At 35.7% G+C, this 17,027-nt stretch carries 19 protein-coding genes and 1 tRNA gene; 18 read left to right on the top strand and 2 right to left on the bottom strand.

All coding sequences use genetic code 11. The features are described 5' to 3' along the window. The first annotated feature begins 148 nt into the window (after window positions 1–148). The 18 genes from AB3G36_RS14000 to AB3G36_RS13915 all read left to right on the top strand — a co-directional run bounded on the left by AB3G36_RS14000 (window position 149) and on the right by AB3G36_RS13915 (window position 16,687). Complete coding sequence (locus AB3G36_RS14000; RefSeq protein WP_367753771.1) at window positions 149–805, top strand: hypothetical protein; 657 nt, start codon at window positions 149–151, stop codon at window positions 803–805. A 316-nt stretch (window positions 806–1,121) separates the two neighbouring features. Next, the gene (locus AB3G36_RS13995) at window positions 1,122–1,994 is read left to right on the top strand and encodes a helix-turn-helix domain-containing protein (protein WP_367753769.1); all 873 of its coding nucleotides are present in this window, start codon (window positions 1,122–1,124) and stop codon (window positions 1,992–1,994) included. Between the two features lie 50 nt (window positions 1,995–2,044). After that, a complete protein-coding gene (locus tag AB3G36_RS13990) occupies window positions 2,045–3,250 on the top strand; it encodes a hypothetical protein (RefSeq protein WP_367753767.1) in 1,206 nt (401 codons plus the stop codon). 180 nt (window positions 3,251–3,430) lie between these two features. Continuing rightward, a complete protein-coding gene (locus tag AB3G36_RS13985; protein ID WP_367753765.1) occupies window positions 3,431–3,910 on the top strand; it encodes a hypothetical protein in 480 nt (159 codons plus the stop codon). 135 nt (window positions 3,911–4,045) lie between these two features. Continuing rightward, the gene (locus AB3G36_RS13980) at window positions 4,046–4,384 is read left to right on the top strand and encodes a DUF4134 domain-containing protein (protein WP_367753763.1); all 339 of its coding nucleotides are present in this window, start codon (window positions 4,046–4,048) and stop codon (window positions 4,382–4,384) included. A gap of 12 nt (window positions 4,385–4,396) precedes the next feature. Next, complete coding sequence (locus tag AB3G36_RS13975; protein WP_007139401.1) at window positions 4,397–4,717, top strand: DUF4133 domain-containing protein; 321 nt, start codon at window positions 4,397–4,399, stop codon at window positions 4,715–4,717. A gap of 36 nt (window positions 4,718–4,753) precedes the next feature. Next, window positions 4,754–7,228 (top strand): TraG family conjugative transposon ATPase, encoded by a 2,475-nt coding sequence (locus AB3G36_RS13970; RefSeq protein WP_367757947.1) that lies wholly within the window; start codon window positions 4,754–4,756, stop codon window positions 7,226–7,228. Between the two features lie 85 nt (window positions 7,229–7,313). Continuing rightward, a complete protein-coding gene (locus AB3G36_RS13965; protein WP_367753761.1) occupies window positions 7,314–7,976 on the top strand; it encodes a conjugal transfer protein TraI in 663 nt (220 codons plus the stop codon). A 12-nt stretch (window positions 7,977–7,988) separates the two neighbouring features. Continuing rightward, the gene (locus tag AB3G36_RS13960; protein WP_367753759.1) at window positions 7,989–8,615 is read left to right on the top strand and encodes a hypothetical protein; all 627 of its coding nucleotides are present in this window, start codon (window positions 7,989–7,991) and stop codon (window positions 8,613–8,615) included. Further along, entirely contained in the window at window positions 8,615–9,250 is a 636-nt protein-coding gene (locus tag AB3G36_RS13955) for a TerB family tellurite resistance protein (RefSeq protein WP_367753758.1), read from the top strand. The genes AB3G36_RS13960 and AB3G36_RS13955 overlap by 1 nt, the downstream gene beginning before the upstream one ends. A 12-nt stretch (window positions 9,251–9,262) precedes the next feature. Next, entirely contained in the window at window positions 9,263–10,459 is a 1,197-nt protein-coding gene (gene traJ / locus AB3G36_RS13950) for a conjugative transposon protein TraJ (protein WP_367753756.1), read from the top strand. 18 nt (window positions 10,460–10,477) lie between these two features. After that, window positions 10,478–11,098: a conjugative transposon protein TraK gene (gene traK / locus AB3G36_RS13945; RefSeq protein ID WP_367753754.1), complete on the top strand. Its 621-nt coding sequence runs from the start codon at window positions 10,478–10,480 to the stop codon at window positions 11,096–11,098. A gap of 515 nt (window positions 11,099–11,613) precedes the next feature. Further along, the gene (gene traM / locus AB3G36_RS13940; protein WP_367753752.1) at window positions 11,614–12,924 is read left to right on the top strand and encodes a conjugative transposon protein TraM; all 1,311 of its coding nucleotides are present in this window, start codon (window positions 11,614–11,616) and stop codon (window positions 12,922–12,924) included. Between the two features lie 11 nt (window positions 12,925–12,935). Then, complete coding sequence (gene traN / locus AB3G36_RS13935) at window positions 12,936–13,781, top strand: conjugative transposon protein TraN (protein ID WP_007139393.1); 846 nt, start codon at window positions 12,936–12,938, stop codon at window positions 13,779–13,781. Between the two features lie 26 nt (window positions 13,782–13,807). Further along, the gene (locus AB3G36_RS13930; RefSeq protein ID WP_367753750.1) at window positions 13,808–14,608 is read left to right on the top strand and encodes a hypothetical protein; all 801 of its coding nucleotides are present in this window, start codon (window positions 13,808–13,810) and stop codon (window positions 14,606–14,608) included. A gap of 6 nt (window positions 14,609–14,614) precedes the next feature. Beyond that, window positions 14,615–14,893, top strand: a complete 279-nt coding sequence (locus AB3G36_RS13925; protein WP_007139391.1) for a hypothetical protein — start codon at window positions 14,615–14,617, stop codon at window positions 14,891–14,893. Between the two features lie 85 nt (window positions 14,894–14,978). Continuing rightward, window positions 14,979–15,140, top strand: a complete 162-nt coding sequence (locus tag AB3G36_RS13920) for a hypothetical protein (RefSeq protein WP_007139390.1) — start codon at window positions 14,979–14,981, stop codon at window positions 15,138–15,140. Continuing rightward, the gene (locus tag AB3G36_RS13915; RefSeq protein WP_367753748.1) at window positions 15,137–16,687 is read left to right on the top strand and encodes a recombinase family protein; all 1,551 of its coding nucleotides are present in this window, start codon (window positions 15,137–15,139) and stop codon (window positions 16,685–16,687) included. Before AB3G36_RS13920 ends, AB3G36_RS13915 begins: the two co-directional genes overlap by 4 nt. Here the strand turns inward: AB3G36_RS13915 and AB3G36_RS13910 are convergent. Both AB3G36_RS13910 and AB3G36_RS13905 read right to left on the bottom strand, forming a co-directional pair. Further along, window positions 16,653–16,726, bottom strand: a tRNA-Arg gene (locus AB3G36_RS13910). The genes AB3G36_RS13915 and AB3G36_RS13910 overlap by 35 nt on opposite strands. Window positions 16,727–16,812: 86 nt before the next feature. After that, a complete protein-coding gene (locus tag AB3G36_RS13905; protein WP_367753746.1) occupies window positions 16,813–16,953 on the bottom strand; it encodes an SsrA-binding protein in 141 nt (46 codons plus the stop codon). Between the last annotated feature and the right edge of the window lie 74 nt (window positions 16,954–17,027).

The following is a 17,027-nucleotide window of genomic DNA, read 5'->3' as shown; positions in this document are numbered from 1 at the left end:
GTTTCGAATTCAAAAGCAAAAAGTTTAGCATCGTGCTAAATAAAGGTTCTGCTTACCCGGGTAAATGAACAGAGAAATTATTCTCAGTCACATCTTATAACTTATAATTATGAAAAATTTATTTTTAGGTTTGCTTGTTGTTTTAGTAATGATTTCCTGCTCTGCGGATGAATATGGAAATACAGTTGAAGAAGCTAGCAGTGTTTCTGTTCAAGCAGGAGTATCGAAAAAATTGGGTCCAGCAAATGATGCTAATCCTTACGATGAAGTTGGGAAAAAATATGGTTTTTGGCTTTCGGACTACTATCAGATTCATGGATATTCTAACACTATTCAAGATTTAACGACTCAAGTAAATTACATGGAAGCAAAGTTGAAGGCTCCCGATGTTTTTGGTAAAAGCAATATATTGATTACGGAAGACGGTATTAGTATTAGTATAAATAATCCTGAAACTGTGGTTACATCAACACTAGCTGCAGGTACATTGAGCGAAGCGGCAGAAAGTAGTTTACTCGGTTTTTTTATCTCTCTCATTCAAAATAGAGAAGCAGAGTATAGTCTACTGTATGATTTTATTACTACATATGAAGCTAGCATAATGGACTCTTCTAATCTAACAGGCCACGAACTGGAAACAATTTTAGGAATCACTTCAGTTACAAGATATGCACTTGATGCAGAAGGAGGACATAAAGATCGAGATTGGGAAATTTCCGTTGGAAACAAAAATGTAGCGTCACGATTTCATCCTTTTCAGGTATCACTTATTTCTGTAATCGTCCACCTGCGTTATTACTTATGACCATTTAATCTTTTTATAACAAAAAATGATCTTATTACTGATGAAATTACCCCTTTGCTTTTCTTTAGTGTTGGTCATATTTAACCTCATTGGTCTCTATTTCATTATAGATTTATTAAGCTATGATGAAATAGTTGGCTATTGGTTTAACGGTCGCAATAAAAGTGCGAGTACTCAAACCATGGGTTTCATACTTTTTGTAGTAACCTTGATGAATCTGTATTTTATTTTTTTGATTGTAGTCGAAAAATCAAACGATAACGATTAGTACGATTTTAATTTGACAGGATTCCTTTTTACTTGAAACGAGTGAATTATGATAATGACTTTACTACATATCGATTTAAATGAACTTCCTGTTAGAGGCCTAGATGTTCGAATTCTAAAAGATTGTACGCATACAAATGTGAGCGATGAAGCGTTCCTTATAAATAATACAGTTGTACTACTTATAAAATCAGGTAGTCTTAGAATTTCATTTCAAGGTGTTTTTTTGGAATTGTTCGCTCATGATTTAGTTGTGCTTTCTAAAGGAGCACCTTTAGCAATTTTAGGCACGGATCCTCAGCTAAAACTTTTCTACCTTTCGTTTAGTGCAGCTTTCGCGATAGAAAATTGTAATAAGAGGTCACTTCTTGATGCTTTTTATTTTCTTAGTGGTAAAAGTGTTGAAAAGGTGAGTTTAGATCTCAAAAGTTCTTTAGTGATATCGCTAATCTACAAGTTGATGTATCAAGTAAACAGCGATAGAGCAATTCGGTATGTAGCAACGGAGTTACAGCGAATTAGTTTTAATCTCTTTTTATATGAACTCCGTTGCATTTATGGACATTTTGTGAGTGACTACCACTTGAATTTTACAAGAAATGAAAATTTGACCATTCAATTTTTAAATATTCTCGCCGTACATTTTAAAGAGCAGCACAACGTAAAATTTTATGCAGGTGTTTTATATGTAACCCCTGGTCATCTCAATAAGGTAGTTAAACATACTACAGGGAAGTCAGTAAAAAGAATCCTTGAAGAAACCCTTATCATGGAGGCGAAAAATGCACTTGAAGACGACCAAATTACAATAAATTTCTTGTCAGAATATTTGGGATTCAACTGTCCTTCCGCTTTTAGTACCTTTTTTAAAAAGCATGTTGGAAAATCACCGACGGTCTACCGAAGCAGTATAAGCAAGTAGATCTATTTCTCCCCAATCAATTGTTTTTCAAAACCAATAAAAACAATTCTATGATGCAAACAAAATACCCCTTAGAATGGTTCGATTGTTTAATAGTACAGGAACTTAATGCAAGGAGTGGAGCACTGCAATCCATAACCATTGCTGAAAGCAAGGAACTCGTTGCCCATATTTTAAAAGAATCTCGTAGGATTCAGATCCAGATTAAGGAAGAAATTTTTTCGATTCGAAAAAAGAGGCAATTTCGGCATTTAGTTCGAAAATACCATTCCAGTTTCATTTACCTTTTAGATTGTAGCATTGAAAACCAGCAGCATGATTTTTTTAGAGAACCCCATCTTTGTATTATCGGTGCTACCGTTATTAATGTGCTAGAGGATTTGATATCTTTTGTTGAAAACCGTTTTTACAAGTACCTTAGTTTGGATGAGCGTGTTCCCATCACCTATCAAATAGTCTCCAAAAGAAAAATTCTGTCCAAACTAGAAGTTTTAAAAAAAAATATTTCTAAGGATCCTTCTAGTACAGAAGAACCTTTACAAATTGTAATTGCAAAACTTTACCAAAAATTGACATCTGAGTACACGCACAAAAGCACTTACAGGGAAATAGTGTATAGAAAGGAACTATTGAACGCCTTAGCTAATGATGCGTTACCAGTTGTAAAAAGTACTATATACTCGGCAGCAGATGAAATATTGATAGCATTTAATTTTAATTGTCAGGAATACAGTTCTTATCTTAAGAATAGGATTATGCTCCAGCTCGATCACTATATTACAGTTGGAGAGAGGTTGGCCGCTATATTACTTATTTACAAAGAATTTGGGCAGCTCTATTGCAAGCCCAAAAGAATGTTTGACCCGCAAGAGCCTCATTTGAAAGAGGTTTTAAATACTTGGTTTCAACATGAAATTCGCTACTTGGAACAGCAATTAAAAACCAAAGAAGAAGCTGCTATCGTTACAACTCCTCAAAGTGACGTAGCGAAAATAGATTCCAATCTTAAAATGGAATGTGATTTATCGTGTGATCAGATAGCTCTTATATTGAGAGCTGCAGATGAATCTCGTGTCGTAAAAGCCCGCTCCATGAGTCAGGTATTTAAAAGTATTGTTCCTTATTTATCTACTCCTTTTAAAAAAGAGCTTTCTTATCAATCTGTAAGAAGCAAGTCATACAATGCAGAAGACCGTGATAAAGTAGTAGCAATTCGCACGTTAGAGAAGATGATCACAAAAATAAATAGCTACTAAATTCCGTGTGTAAAGTGTGATATATGGTCTGTTGACCACGGGTACTAAAGGGTACAACTTAAAGTTGTACTTGTGAAGAAAGTTAACTAATTGTTCTTTTGACTTATGAAATCAAACATTTATTTTTTATAGTGTTCGATGGAAATAAAAAAAGGAAGTTGAACATTTAATTATGAAACTATGTTTACAAACATTTCATGGGGCAATTACATCGTTGTGATTGTATTGCTATTGGCAAGTTGGTATTTATTTATTGGATTGCGATTTTATTTTGTAGAGATCAAAGAAATTGTGACAGGAAAGTGGACCATTCGGAATTGCAGGAGTAAGGATTTAGAAATTCATTATGATGTAGTTCAGCCGCAAACTTTTACTGATACTTCATTGCAGCCATCATTTGGAGAGCCAGAAGAATCTATTATTAATATAGATGCTTTTGTAGAAGGATTGAAAAATGTTGTAAAAGAGGCAGCTCAAAGAAAATTAGTCAAAACAGAGTTTCAGAGTTATCTCAGTTTGCTCCTTTGTGAGTTTCCATCTATTAAAAACTCCCCCTTTAGATCCTCGGTCAGTGAAATGATAATCTCAGAATGCAATAAGCAAGATTTTATAAGTTTAAGTCAGGTAGAGGTAGAAGAATTATGGAACGAAAATGAATAAGAATAATAAAAGATTGTGGAGGAAGTGCCCCTGTCCGTTTCAGTGCGGTATGGCTTAATGTGACAGGAATGAGAAATTGAGACAGTGGCATGCTCTGCATTATTTTTAATGATTTGAACTATAAAACAAGGTATTATGAAGAAGTGCATCGGAAATTTAAAAAGAGTAAGTCGACAAAAAAGGATTGTCGGTGTTAGCATTGTGCTATTGTTAGTATTCAGTTATCAAGGATATGGACAAGATGGGCTTGCGGGAATCAATGAAGCGAACCAAAAAGTACGGAGTTATTTTGATGCAGGCACCCAATTGATGTACGCTATTGGTGCATTACTTGGGCTGATCGGCGCCGTTAAGGTATATCAGAAATGGAATGCGGGTGATCCTGATACGGGAAAAGTAGCGGCGGCCTGGTTTGGCAGCTGTGTTTTTCTAGTTGTAGTTGCCACCGTGATAAAATCATTTTTTGGAGTTTAAAACGCTATAAATATGGAAAATACGGTATATCATATCAACAAAGGAATCAATAAAAGTATCGAATTCAAAGGTTTAAAAGCGCAATACATTTGGTATTTTGGAGCAGGAATAGTAGTATTAATGATCCTTTTTTCAATCATGTATATAATCGGATTTCCCTCCTATATTTCCTTAGGAATTATAGGTATTGGAGGAACCGTGATGGTTGTAAAAGTTTATAAAATGAGTCATAAGTACGGAGAGTTTGGGATGATGAAAGAGTTAGCGAAAAGACAATTGCCTAAAGCAATCAAGACTCAAAGTAGGAGCGTTTTTAAAATGCGAAAACTATAGCGAACGGAATGAAGAGACAGTTAAATTGAGATGATGATGGATAAAACGATGGAGGCTATTTTGCCATTAATGGATATTGAACACGATTGTATTCTATCCAAACAGGGAGACATTACTGTAGTATTCAAAGCAGAACTACCAGAAATATTTACGCTATCTGATCAGGAGTATGAGTCATTTCACCAAGCGTGGGTGAAGGCCATAAAGTTATTGCCGAAATTTAGCGTTTTTCACAAGCAAGACTGGTTCATCGATAGTAAGCATCAACCGCATTTTGAAAATGATGACCATAGTTTTCTTAGTCGCTGCAGTGAACGATTCTTTAATGAACGTCCTTTTTTAGACCATTCATGCTACATTTTCTTGACTAAAAAACCAGGGGGAAGAAAGACGTCCAGTTCCTTGTTTTCTAATTTAATTAGGCCCTCAATCGTGCCTGAAGAAACGTTAAAGGAAAGTTTACGTCAAGATTTTGTCGATAGTACAGGGCAATTCAAGCGAATATTGGAAGACAGTGGCTTTGTAAAACTGCAGCGTCTGGGCAATGATGAGTTGCGAAGTCATAGTAGGAAAATTGGCGTTATAGAACGCTATTGCTGCTTGTCTGAGAAACCGGATTCCTTTGAATTTAATGACATTGCTTTCAACGAAGGTTTACAGGTGGGTGACAAACATTGCCAGGTATATACTTTAGGGGACGCAGCCGATTTACCTGCGCTATGCGGTTCTAGAATTAATTATGACCGGTATTCAACTGACAGAACCAAATTTAGCGTTGGTTTTGCCTCAACATTGGGTCAGCTGCTTTCATGCAATCATATTTATAATCAGTATATTTTTATAGAGGATTTCCAAAAGACTTTGCAGAAATTAGAAAGTAAAAGGTTACGGTTACAATCTTTATCGGCTTATAGCAGAGAGAACTTAATTGCTCGGGATGCTACAAATGATTTTCTTAATGAAGCGATTAGTCAGCAACGGTTACCAGTTAAAGCACATTTCAACGTATTGGTTTGGAGCGATCGAAAAGAAGAATTGAAAGGGATTAAAAACAAAGTTTCTTCTGCTTTAGTACAAATGGATGCAGCTGCAAAACAGGAAACGGTAGGAGCTGCCCAGATTTATTGGGCAGGGATTCCAGGAAATGCAGCTGATTTTCCGATGAACGATAGCTTTGATACGTTTGTGGAGCAAGCAAGTTGCTTTCTGAATCTCGAAACAGCTTATCGTTCTTCGTTAAGCCCCACTGGAATCCGACTAGGTGATCGCTTGACAGGAAAGCCCGTACATGTTGATATCAGCGATGAACCAGTAAAGATGGGTATTTGTACTAATCGCAATAAGTTTATTCTGGGACCTTCAGGAAGTGGAAAATCTTTTTTTACGAACCATATGGTCAGAAGCTATTACGAGCAAGGAACTCATGTAGTGCTTGTTGATGTAGGGCATAGTTACAAAGGATTGTGTGATATGGTAAAAGGGTACTATTTTACCTATGATGAAAAGAATCCAATCAAATTCAATCCATTTTACATTGGTGATGGTGATGCTTTGGATACAGAGAAAAAGGAAAGTATTAAAACCTTGCTCTTGGCGCTTTGGAAAAAAGACGATGAGACCTTTAATCGAATTGAATATGTAGCCTTATCGAATGCTTTACAACTGTATTATGAAAAGCTGGCTGTCAATTTACAGCTGTTTCCCAGCTTTAACACCTTCTATGACTTTTTAAAAGAGGATTTTGTAAAAGTATTGGAAGGGGACAAGGTCAAAGAAAAGGATTTTGATGTGAATAATTTTCTCTACGTATTGCGACCGTATTACCAAGGTGGGGAGTTTGACTATCTGCTCAATGCAACAGAAAATTTAGACTTGTTACAAGAGCGATTTATTGTTTTCGAATTAGACAATATTAAGGATCATCCGATACTTTTTCCAGTGGTTACCATTATCATAATGGAGCTGTTTATTAGTAAAATGCGAAAGCTAAAAGGAGTTCGTAAAATGATATTAATTGAAGAAGCATGGAAGGCTATTGCTAAGGAAGGTATGGCTGAATATATTAAGTATTTATTTAAAACTGTTCGGAAATTTTTTGGAGAGGCAATCGTGGTTACCCAAGAAGTGGAAGATATCATTTCTTCACCAGTAGTGAAGCAGGCGATCATCAATAATAGCGACTGCAAGATATTACTGGATCAGAGTAAGTATCAAAACAAATTTGAGCAAATTCAGGAACTATTGGGACTCACAGAAAAAGAAAAAGCATTGGTGTTATCAGTAAATAAAGCCAATGATCCCAATAATAAATACAAGGAAGTTTTTATTTCCTTGGGTGGTATGCTTTCTAAAGTATACCGAACCGAAGTATCCTTAGAAGAATATCTCGCCTATACTACTGAAGAAACGGAAAAACTAAAAGTCCAATCCTACACAAAAATGTTTGGAGGCGATATTCAAAAGGGAATTGCTGCATTGGCTGCTGACTTGCGAGAGGAAGCAAAAGGATGAAAAAGAGACTATAACGCTCTAATAGAGGAGAAGACAAACCTAAATTAAATGCATTATGAAAACAAAGAGAAAAATAAGCTTGTGTTTGCTTTGTCTACTGCTGGTCAGTAGCCCCGCAAGGCCTGCAAAAGCAGTTGTTGCTTTGCCTATAGTTGGAGTGATAACTGCCGCAATTAAAAAAGTGATTTTGGCGATAGACTTGCGAATACAGCGGTTGCAGAATAAAACCATCTGGCTTCAAAATGCACACAAGAAACTGGAGAATACGCTTTCCAAACTAAAACTAGATGATATTTCGCAGTGGACACAGAAACAAAAAGACTTGTATAAGAATTACTACGAGGAGCTAATGAAAGTTAAATCAATAATTAGTTATTACCAGCGAATTAGGGATATTACGCAAAAACAAGTACGGCTCGTGAATGAATATGAAAGAGCTTGGGACCTCATTAGACAAGACCCACATTTTAATGTGACAGAATTGGAGTATATGCATAAAGTGTATTCGGGTATATTAAACGAGAGTTTAAATAATATCGATCAGATTTTTCTGATTCTTGATTCCTTTACGATCCAAATGAGTGATGCCAAAAGATTGGAAATCATCAATACAGCCGCTGATCAGATTGATGCCAACTATGATGATCTTAGATTATTCAATAGGCAAAATAGGCAACTTAGTCTGCAAAGAGCGAAAACGAAGCATGACGCAGATGCTATTAAGAAATTTTATGGCATCCCGAACTAAAACAATAAAGCTATGAAAAAGTTATTTCTGTTTTTACTATTGACAGCTTTGATGATGACTGATCTTTATGGACAGCTAAAGCAAAGAAAAGTATTGTTGCAGCAAATAGCTGCTTTAAAGGTCTATACTGATTATGCGCAAAAAGGATATTCGGTAGCCAAAAAGGGGCTAACGACAATTGGTGATTTCAAACGAGGAGAATTTAATCTTCACTCCGATTATTTCAATTCGCTGAAAACAGTTAATCCGAAAATAAAAACATATGCAAAGGTGGGAGAGATTATAGCTGTTCAACTAAAAATCATCAAAAATTCAAGTTTCATTATTAAACAAGTGCAATGGGATGATCTTTTTCATGGCAATGAAATAGCCTATATCAAAAGAGTAGTGGATCGTCTAATTGAGAATTGTGATGGAAATTTAGAAGAACTCTTAACCATAGTGACGGATGGTCAACTTGAAATGAAAGAAGAGGAGCGAATGAAACGCATTGATGCCTTGTATCTGAATATGTTGGAGAATTACAGTTTTGGTGAAAGCTTTACTAAGCAAACAAGATTAATGGTGTTGTCGAGAGCCAAAGAAAAGAAAGATCTGAAAACTAGCCGTGACTTGAATGGCATTAATACCAATTTCTAATGAAAAAGATAATAATTATTGGGATTTTTTTCCTGAGCTTATTTTTTCCACCTAGGCTTGCAGCCCAATCACAGGAAATGCAACAGTTGCTATTGAACATAGAAAAGTTAGCGCAATTCAAGCAGATTCTTACAGATATGAAAAAGGGATATCAGATCCTGAGTGGTGGTTATAACACAATTAAAGAATTGTCTCAGGGTAACTTTAGCCTTCATGAAACATTCCTTGATGCCTTAATGCAAGTAAGTCCCACAGTACGGAACTACAGAAGAGTCGGTGAGATTGTGAAATATCAATTGCTTTTGGTAAAAGAATACAAGTCCGCATTTGAAGGCTTCAGGAATAGTGGGAATTTCAGTCCTGCTGAAATAGCCTATTTCTCAAACGTATATAGTAATCTACTAAATCAGAGCTTGAGGAATTTGGACGAATTGGTAACGGTTATTACCGCCAATACATTAAGAATGACCGATGAGGAAAGACTCACAGCGATTGACAAGGTTTATGCTGATATGCAGGACAAACTTTTATTTCTTCGAAGCTTTAATAACAACACTACAGTATTGGCGATTCAGCGTGCAAAAGAACTCAATGATGTGCGGGTAATGCGCAGTATTTATAAGACAGATAACTAAATAAAAATAAAGATGGCAAAGAGAAGCAAGGGAGTATTATTTACAGCCCTAGGAATTGTATTGCCCTTTGGGAGCAAGGCGCAAAGCATAGCGTCCGACATGAACAGTTTACATGGAGTTCTTGATCAGCTCTACGATGAAATGATGCCTTTGTGTAACAATTTACTGGGAGTAGGACAGGGCATAGCCGGTTTTGCAGCTATTTGGTATATCGGATCAAGAGTATGGAGGCATATCGCCAGTGCAGAACCGATAGATTTTTATCCGCTGCTACGGCCTTTTGCAATTGGTTTCTGTATTATGATTTTTCCTTCGGTCTTGAACTTGATCAACGGAGTAATGAAGCCTACCGTTACAGCAACTGCTTCGATGGTGGAAGGCTCTAATAAGGCTATTGGGTTATTGCTTCAAAAGAAAGAGGAAGCCATTAAAAGTACCAACTCCTGGCAGATGTATGTTGGGGAATCAGGAAATGGTGATCAGGATCGATGGTATAAATATACACACGACAATGCAAATCCAGATAACGAAGGAATGATTGAGGGGATAGGCAGCGATGTCAAATTTGCCATGGCAAAGGCATCGTTTAATTTCCGCAATTCGGTTAAAGAATGGATGAGCGAAGTATTAAGGGTTTTGTTTGAAGCAGCGTCATTGTGTATCGACACCCTGCGTACTTTTCAACTTGTGGTGCTTTCCATACTAGGTCCTTTAGTATTTGGGATTGCTGTATTTGATGGATTTCAACATACTTTGACCGTTTGGCTGGCGCGGTACATCAATATTTATCTATGGCTTCCAGTTGCTAATATTTTCGGTAGCATCATCGGAAAAATACAAGAGAAGATGTTACAATTAGATATCGCCCAAGTAAATGATTACGGAGATACTTTCTTTAGTAGAACCGATATGGCGTATTTAGTGTTCATGATTATAGGGATTGTTGGCTATTTTACAGTTCCCTCAGTAGCCAATTATATAGTCCATGCGGGTGGTGGAGGAGCATTGAGTCAAAAGGTAACTACGATCTTCAGTAATTCTACAAATTCTGCAATAAGTAGTGTTTCTACTGGTACTGGTATGATGGCAGATGCGATGGGTAATGCGGCAGGAAGGATGTCTCAAAGTATGTCTGGATCTAGTAGTTCAACTCCTTATTTCAAAGATAAGAATGGTTATATGAGGGATAAATTAAAAGGTAATTCTTAATCAATAAACTGAAATATCATGTTTAGTAAAATGAAAAATATTGACACGGCTTTTCGATATGTTCGGAGCTTTACGATGCTAGTTGTAATTGGATGTGTTGTCCTATGCTGCTTTGCTCTTTACAAAAGTTTTAGTCTGGTTTCTCAAATGCAGGATAAGGTATATATACTTGCCAATGGAAAAGCACTTGAAGCCTTTTCATCTGATCGAAAGGAAAACATTCCAGTTGAAGCAAAGGATCATGTAAAGACGTTTCATACGCTGTTTTTCAGTCTAGACCCTGACGATAAAGTAATTAAAATTAATGTTACTAAGGCGCTTTATCTAGCAGATGATAGTGCAAAAAGAGTATATGATGACTTAAAGGAAAACGGATACTATTCTGGTATCATATCAGGAAATATTAGTCAAACCATAGTTGTGGATAGCATAACAATTGACATTAATGCCTATCCCTATCAGTTCCGCTGCTATGCTACCCAAAACATAATACGGCCTACGAGTATTGCTCATCGGAATCTAATAACAGAGGGCAATCTTCGAAATGTGTCCCGAAGCGACAACAATCCACACGGATTTTTAATTGAGCGCTGGAGCACTATTGAGAATCGAGATTTAAGTACAAAGAACAGAAAATAAATAAGAATGGATTATGAAATACACATTTAAAAGAAAGAGCAAGAAATGCGCTGAAGACGTTAAGTGTAAAGAGCGCTATTTATTCCAACGATTCGATGAGGCTAATCTTTGGCTACAGCATAAATGCGTGGTGTGGCTGGAGCGGAAGACGGCACATTTATCGGCTAAAAGTTGGATTCTAATACTGTTTTGTTTTGTAGTATTTACAGTTGGTGGCAATGTTTATCTGATTGTGGATAGTCTCAATGGAAATGATTCCAAGAGCATAGAGCGCAGCCCGATTAGTAGGCCGACAAATACAGTAGTATTCGATCCTAAACAAAATCAACTTAATAGATCATTAAGTAAAACGGAATTAGAAAGAATTGTCCGTTCCCAAATATATACGGATAGTTTAGGACGCAGTCCCACTAGAAAAAGAGTACAGGACAGCATCCTAAAGTTCCGCCCTGGATTATAGGATAGTCTTGTAGTAATAGAGAATTATTAACGCTCACAATTTAAAAATTAATAATATGGAACGTAAAACCGAATCACTAAAAATACAAAGACAGCGCAAGATGCTGCTAGTACTCCCGCTCTTGGTGCTGCCCTTTATTACATGTCTATTTTGGATACTAGGAGGCGGAGAAGTGAATGCCTCCACTTTAGAAACAGTAGAAAAAAAAGGCTTTAATACCAAGCTTCCTGATGCAAACCTGAAAGATGGACTGTTCTTGGATAAGATGAATTACTATGAACAAGCTGCTATTGATTCAGCAAAGTTGGATGAACTCATTAAGAATGATCCGAATTATCTAAGGCAATCTTTTAAGGGGGCTACAGCAGAAAATACTGAGGATACAACTTTTAGAGGAAGTAGGCAGAGCGATGGACGCAGCGGATTAAATACAGCGATGTATCGGAATTTAAACGAAGAAAAGATTCATGAAAAGCTTGAAGCACTACAAAAGGCCATAAATAGCCCAACTATAATTACAGATCAAAATCTAAGTTTGAATAAAAAGGCAAAATCAAATGCATCAGAAATGCATTCCGACGACATTGATAGGTTAGGACAAATGATGAGTACTATGAATGAGCAGAAAGAAAATGAAGACCCTGAATTGAAACAACTTAGCGGAATGCTTGAAAACATACTTGATATTCAGCATCCTGAAAGAGTTCAGGAAAGACTTAGAAAAGTCTCGAAAGAAAATCGGGGACAAGTATTTACGATCAGCTCCAAATCGATGGCAGAGATAGCTTCGTCATTACACAGCATGTCTAATAATCATCATTTAATTGGTGACCAATCCAAGCGCAATGGATTTTATTCTTTGGATGAAAATGGAAGTACTTTCGATGTTCAAAATACAGTACCGGCTGTTATTCATGAAACGCAAACGATAGTTAATGGGGCTACTGTAAAATTAAGGCTTACTAGTGCTATTTATATTAATGGTGTTGAGATACCAAAAGACAATTTTTTGTTTGGAATCGCTTCATTAAATGGAGAGCGACTGACTATCAAAATTAGTAGTCTTAGGTACAATACTTCCTTGTATCCAGTAGCACTTTCTGTTTACGATATGGACGGATTGGATGGAATTTATATCCCGGGTACTATTAATCGGGATGTTGCTAAAACAACTGCTGATCGTTCCATGCAGAACATAGGAATGGGGACTCTTGATGATTCTTGGGGTGCAAAGGCTGCGGGAGCAGGAATAGAGGCGGCAAAAAGCCTATTAAGCAAAAAAGTAAAATTGGTTAAAGTGGTTTTAAAGGCGGGTTATCAAGTATTACTTCGCGATGACAACCAAAAAGAAAGTGAATCAAACTAAAAACTAATAACATGAAAAAAATTAATGTATTACTTATGGGATTTTTATGGGTTGTATCTATTGGAGCCTTTGCTCAGCAAACGGAAAGAAATCATTTTGCAGAAATGGAGTCAGATTCCCTATATATTGGGTATTCAAAAACTACAACTATCGTGTTTCCTTATACTATTAAAAGTGTAGACAAGGGAAGTCAAGATGTTTTAGCCCAGAAGGCGAAAGGGATGGAAAACATATTGCATATTAAAGCGGCACAGCAAGGGTTTGACCAGACCAACCTTACGGTGATCACAGCAGATGCAAAGCTGTATTCGTTTGTGGTAAACTATGATGAGGAGTCGCCACAATTGAACCTTAGTATGGACAAGGTAAAGTCAAAAAGTCCTGAAATTTACTTTTCAGAGCAGAGCGATAACGAGGAGGAATTAATTAATTATTCCAAATTAGCTTTTTATCATAAGAATAAGATAGCTGGTGCTATGAAGAAAAAGTATGAGATTAAATTCCAATTAAACGGAATCTATATACGAGATGATATACTTTATTATAAGACAAGAGTGGTGAACAATTCTAGAATAAATTATGATATAGACCAGCTTCGATTTTTTATTCGCGACAGCAGAAAAATAAAGCGAACCGCATCGCAAGAAATAGAAATTATACCAATTCTTACTCACAATTACTTAAGTACAATTAATGGCGAATCTGAGGGAACAACTGTTTTTGCGTTACCCAAGTTTACGATTCCAGATAAAAAACACTTAGTAATCCAACTTATGGAAAAGAATGGAGGCAGGCACATTGAGCTACAACTTAAAAATACAAAGCTTTTGAGGCTTACGGTCCTTCCTAAACTATAATTAGTAATCATTTAAATTTAAGAATCATGAACGAGAAAAATTTTGAATACTTGCGTAACCAGGTTAAGTACACTGGTTTTGGAGAAGGTTTGGACAAAGAATTGAAGGAGAAAATGCAACAACAAACCTCTAATTTCACATTAAACCATGAAGTGTTGTACGGTACAGACCGAGCTAAAGCGACATTAAGTTTTAAAAAATCAGATCAGAGCGAAATGTATTTTTTTAATTCTTACAAGGTCGATTTACAAAAAGACAATTCTAAAGAATCACTAGAACAGACTTTCTATATCAATAGGGGGAGTAATATTACCATGAAAGAAGCCTATAATCTAATGGAAGGTAGAGCAGTCAATAAAGAACTAACTAACAAAGAAGGTCAGATTTATAATTCTTGGGTGCAGATGGATTTTAAGGAAACAGATTCCAATGGTAACTTCAAGCTAAACCAGTATCATCAGAATTATGGCTATGATCTTGAAGCTGCCCTAGGTAAGTTACCTATAAAAGAATTAGAAACTCCAAAATACAAAGAAGATCTAATGGAATCTCTGAAAAAAGGAAACCTTCAATCTGCTACATTTTTGAAGGATGGCAAAGAGGTCAAGCAATTTATTGAAGTCAATCCCCAGTTCAAGACAATCAATGTTTACAATACAAATATGAAGCGTATTGATAATCGAGAGTCTAAAGGCAAGAAGCAGAAAGAAGGGGAGAAGGTTTCCGTTAAACAGGATAGTAAAAAACGAGGGACAAGTATCGATAGTGAAGAGCCTGACATACCTAAGGAAAAAAAAAGAACAAAAAAGCAGTCTAATTCAATATGATAAATAATGGAAAGTCTAAAACCCTTATCAGATTTCTTTTCAGCTATTGAAAAAGATTACCGTATCAGTATTACGCATATTGGTGTGTATGCCGCTTTATTGAAATATAGTGAGGATAGGGGTTTTGCTAGTCCTATACAGGTTTTTAGTTATGAAATTATGCGAATAGCAAAAATATCGGCATCAACCACTTATCATAAATGTGTAAGAGAGTTAAGCGAGTATGGTTATATCAAGTACGAACCCTCTTTTAAAAGAAATCAGGCGAGCAAGATTTATTTGTAGATATGTCAAGTAAAAAAAAGATTGTTTTGAGAATAATAAAAAAGCCCGTTTTCGGGCTTTTTTTGTAAATAAAAATAGGGAAATAATGGAAAATAAACTAAACAAGAAAGGAAGAATTACTCCGACACAAACTATGAATATACTTAATTCTGGGGGTATACATGTAACTGTTGAAGAAGCTAAAGCAATTTTGGAGTTTATGAAAAAAATAGCTAATATAGCTGTATCTAAATATTTGCAAACATGAAAAAAGTAGCCGATCTATATATACGGGTAAGTACAGATGAACAGGCAGATAGAGGATATTCCCAAAGAAATCAAGAGGAGGTCCTCAGAAAATACTGTGATATTAACTTTATTGCAGTCCGAGATGTAATTTATGAAGACCATTCAGCTAAGACATTTAATCGCCCGCAATGGAAGAAACTTCTGCTTAATTTAAAAAAGTATAAGAACAAGATAGATTTTATTCTTTTTACAAAATGGGATAGGTTTAGTAGAAATGCGGGCGATGCTTATCAAATGATAAGCACACTTCGAAAGTTAGGAGTAGAACCTCAGGCAATGGAACAGCCGTTAGACTTAGCAATTCCTGAAAATAAAATGATGTTAGCATTTTATCTTGCAGCTCCAGAGGTAGAAAATGATAGAAGAGCCTTAAATACATTTCACGGGATGAGACGTGCAAAAAAAGAAGGGCGATATATGGGTATAGCTCCATTTGGTTACGCAAATAAATCTAAAGAAGACGGTCAGAAATATATTTGTCAGAAAGATCCAGAGGCTTCGATAATGCGATGGGCATTCGAGGAAATAGCTAAAGGAATATTCAGCACAGAACAAATTTTTATTATGGCTAAGAAAAAAGGTTACACAAGAGGAAAAAGTAACTTTTGGCTTCTAATAAGAAATCCTATTTATTGTGGAAGAATCTTTATTCCAAAGTATAAAGATGAGGAAAGTACGTTTGTATCAGGGCAACACCAGCCAATTATTTCAGAAGGTTTATTTTATAACGTTCAAGCTGTATTAGATGGTAAATCCCGAAGTTATCGAACTAAGATTGAAACTATTGAGGAGTTTCCTTTGCGTGGATTCTTTACTTGTCCAAAATGCGGGAAAAAATTGTTAGGAAGTAAATGTAAAGGGCGTACAAAATATTATTACTATTATCATTGTGATTCTGAATGTAAATATCGTATAAACTCAGAAGTAGCTAATGATGTTTTTGCAGAGAATCTAAAAACATACGAACCGCTCCATGAGGTAAAAAAAATCTATACAGCTGTCTTAATAGAAACATATAGAGATTTAACAGATAGTGCACGTGAAGAGAAGCAAAGAATTTTAGAGCAGATAAAAGATTATAATAATAGATTAAGTAATTCGAGGGATTTACTTTCAACAATGCAAATTGATCCTTCAGATTACAGAGTAATGAAACTTGATTATTCTGAAAAGATAATCAAGTTAGAATTTGAACTATCTCTAATAAGTAATGACAAACAAAGTATAGATGGGCTATTGAGTAATGGTATTGAAAATCTTATTAGACTAAACAATAATTATAGCAATGCAAGTTTGGCGGAGGCAAGGGACCTAATTGGTTTAATTTACCCTGAAAATTTCACAATTCGTGGAGAGCAAGTACAAACCACAAGGATAAACAAGGTAATTGAGTCTATCTACATGATTAACAATGAGTTAAGTCGTAAAAAAAACGGGACAAAAGAGAGTTTTTTCTCTTTGTCCCGTAAAGTGACCTCGACTGGATTCAAACCAGTAACCTCTTGAGCCGTAATCAAGTGCGCTATTCAGTTGCGCCACGAGGCCTTAATGCGGGTGCAAATATAAGCAATCTTATTAGTTTTGCAAGTCAATTTTAAAATAAAATTAAAATTTATTTCATGTTATTTGCACTAGTCTAATGCTCTTGTAGTTACATAATATCTAAATCCAATAATTGCCATTTGCCATTTTTTGGCTTTGGACAAATCTAATCTTTGCTTCGTAAAACTGGGTAAGATAAGTTTGTTGAGTTGAGCTACTATTTTAAACATAGTTGGATTTATTTTTTTCAAAGATATAAAAAAAGACGGTCTTGATATTGACCGTCTTCAATGATTTATAATTT

Origin of the sequence: Flavobacterium sp. WC2430, assembly GCF_040822075.1 — a bacterium.
Lineage (GTDB): Bacteria > Bacteroidota > Bacteroidia > Flavobacteriales > Flavobacteriaceae > Flavobacterium.
The sequence above is the reverse complement of the archived record's forward strand: the minus strand, read 5'-3'. Positions and strand labels throughout refer to the sequence as shown.

Coding starts and splice junctions, on each gene's coding strand:
- traJ (WP_367753756.1), top strand. CDS start 9,263: ATGGCAAAGAGAAGCAAGGGAGTATTATTTACAGCCCTAGGAATTGTA.
- AB3G36_RS13930 (WP_367753750.1), top strand. CDS start 13,808: ATGAACGAGAAAAATTTTGAATACTTGCGTAACCAGGTTAAGTACACT.
- AB3G36_RS13920 (WP_007139390.1), top strand. CDS start 14,979: ATGGAAAATAAACTAAACAAGAAAGGAAGAATTACTCCGACACAAACT.
- AB3G36_RS13980 (WP_367753763.1), top strand. CDS start 4,046: ATGAAGAAGTGCATCGGAAATTTAAAAAGAGTAAGTCGACAAAAAAGG.
- AB3G36_RS13995 (WP_367753769.1), top strand. CDS start 1,122: ATGATAATGACTTTACTACATATCGATTTAAATGAACTTCCTGTTAGA.
- AB3G36_RS13925 (WP_007139391.1), top strand. CDS start 14,615: ATGGAAAGTCTAAAACCCTTATCAGATTTCTTTTCAGCTATTGAAAAA.
- AB3G36_RS13960 (WP_367753759.1), top strand. CDS start 7,989: ATGAAAAAGTTATTTCTGTTTTTACTATTGACAGCTTTGATGATGACT.
- AB3G36_RS13990 (WP_367753767.1), top strand. CDS start 2,045: ATGATGCAAACAAAATACCCCTTAGAATGGTTCGATTGTTTAATAGTA.
- AB3G36_RS13915 (WP_367753748.1), top strand. CDS start 15,137: ATGAAAAAAGTAGCCGATCTATATATACGGGTAAGTACAGATGAACAG.
- AB3G36_RS14000 (WP_367753771.1), top strand. CDS start 149: ATGATTTCCTGCTCTGCGGATGAATATGGAAATACAGTTGAAGAAGCT.
- AB3G36_RS13905 (WP_367753746.1), bottom strand. CDS start 16,953: ATGTTTAAAATAGTAGCTCAACTCAACAAACTTATCTTACCCAGTTTT.
- AB3G36_RS13975 (WP_007139401.1), top strand. CDS start 4,397: ATGGAAAATACGGTATATCATATCAACAAAGGAATCAATAAAAGTATC.
- traM (WP_367753752.1), top strand. CDS start 11,614: ATGGAACGTAAAACCGAATCACTAAAAATACAAAGACAGCGCAAGATG.
- traK (WP_367753754.1), top strand. CDS start 10,478: ATGTTTAGTAAAATGAAAAATATTGACACGGCTTTTCGATATGTTCGG.
- AB3G36_RS13955 (WP_367753758.1), top strand. CDS start 8,615: ATGAAAAAGATAATAATTATTGGGATTTTTTTCCTGAGCTTATTTTTT.
- AB3G36_RS13985 (WP_367753765.1), top strand. CDS start 3,431: ATGTTTACAAACATTTCATGGGGCAATTACATCGTTGTGATTGTATTG.
- AB3G36_RS13970 (WP_367757947.1), top strand. CDS start 4,754: ATGGATAAAACGATGGAGGCTATTTTGCCATTAATGGATATTGAACAC.
- traN (WP_007139393.1), top strand. CDS start 12,936: ATGAAAAAAATTAATGTATTACTTATGGGATTTTTATGGGTTGTATCT.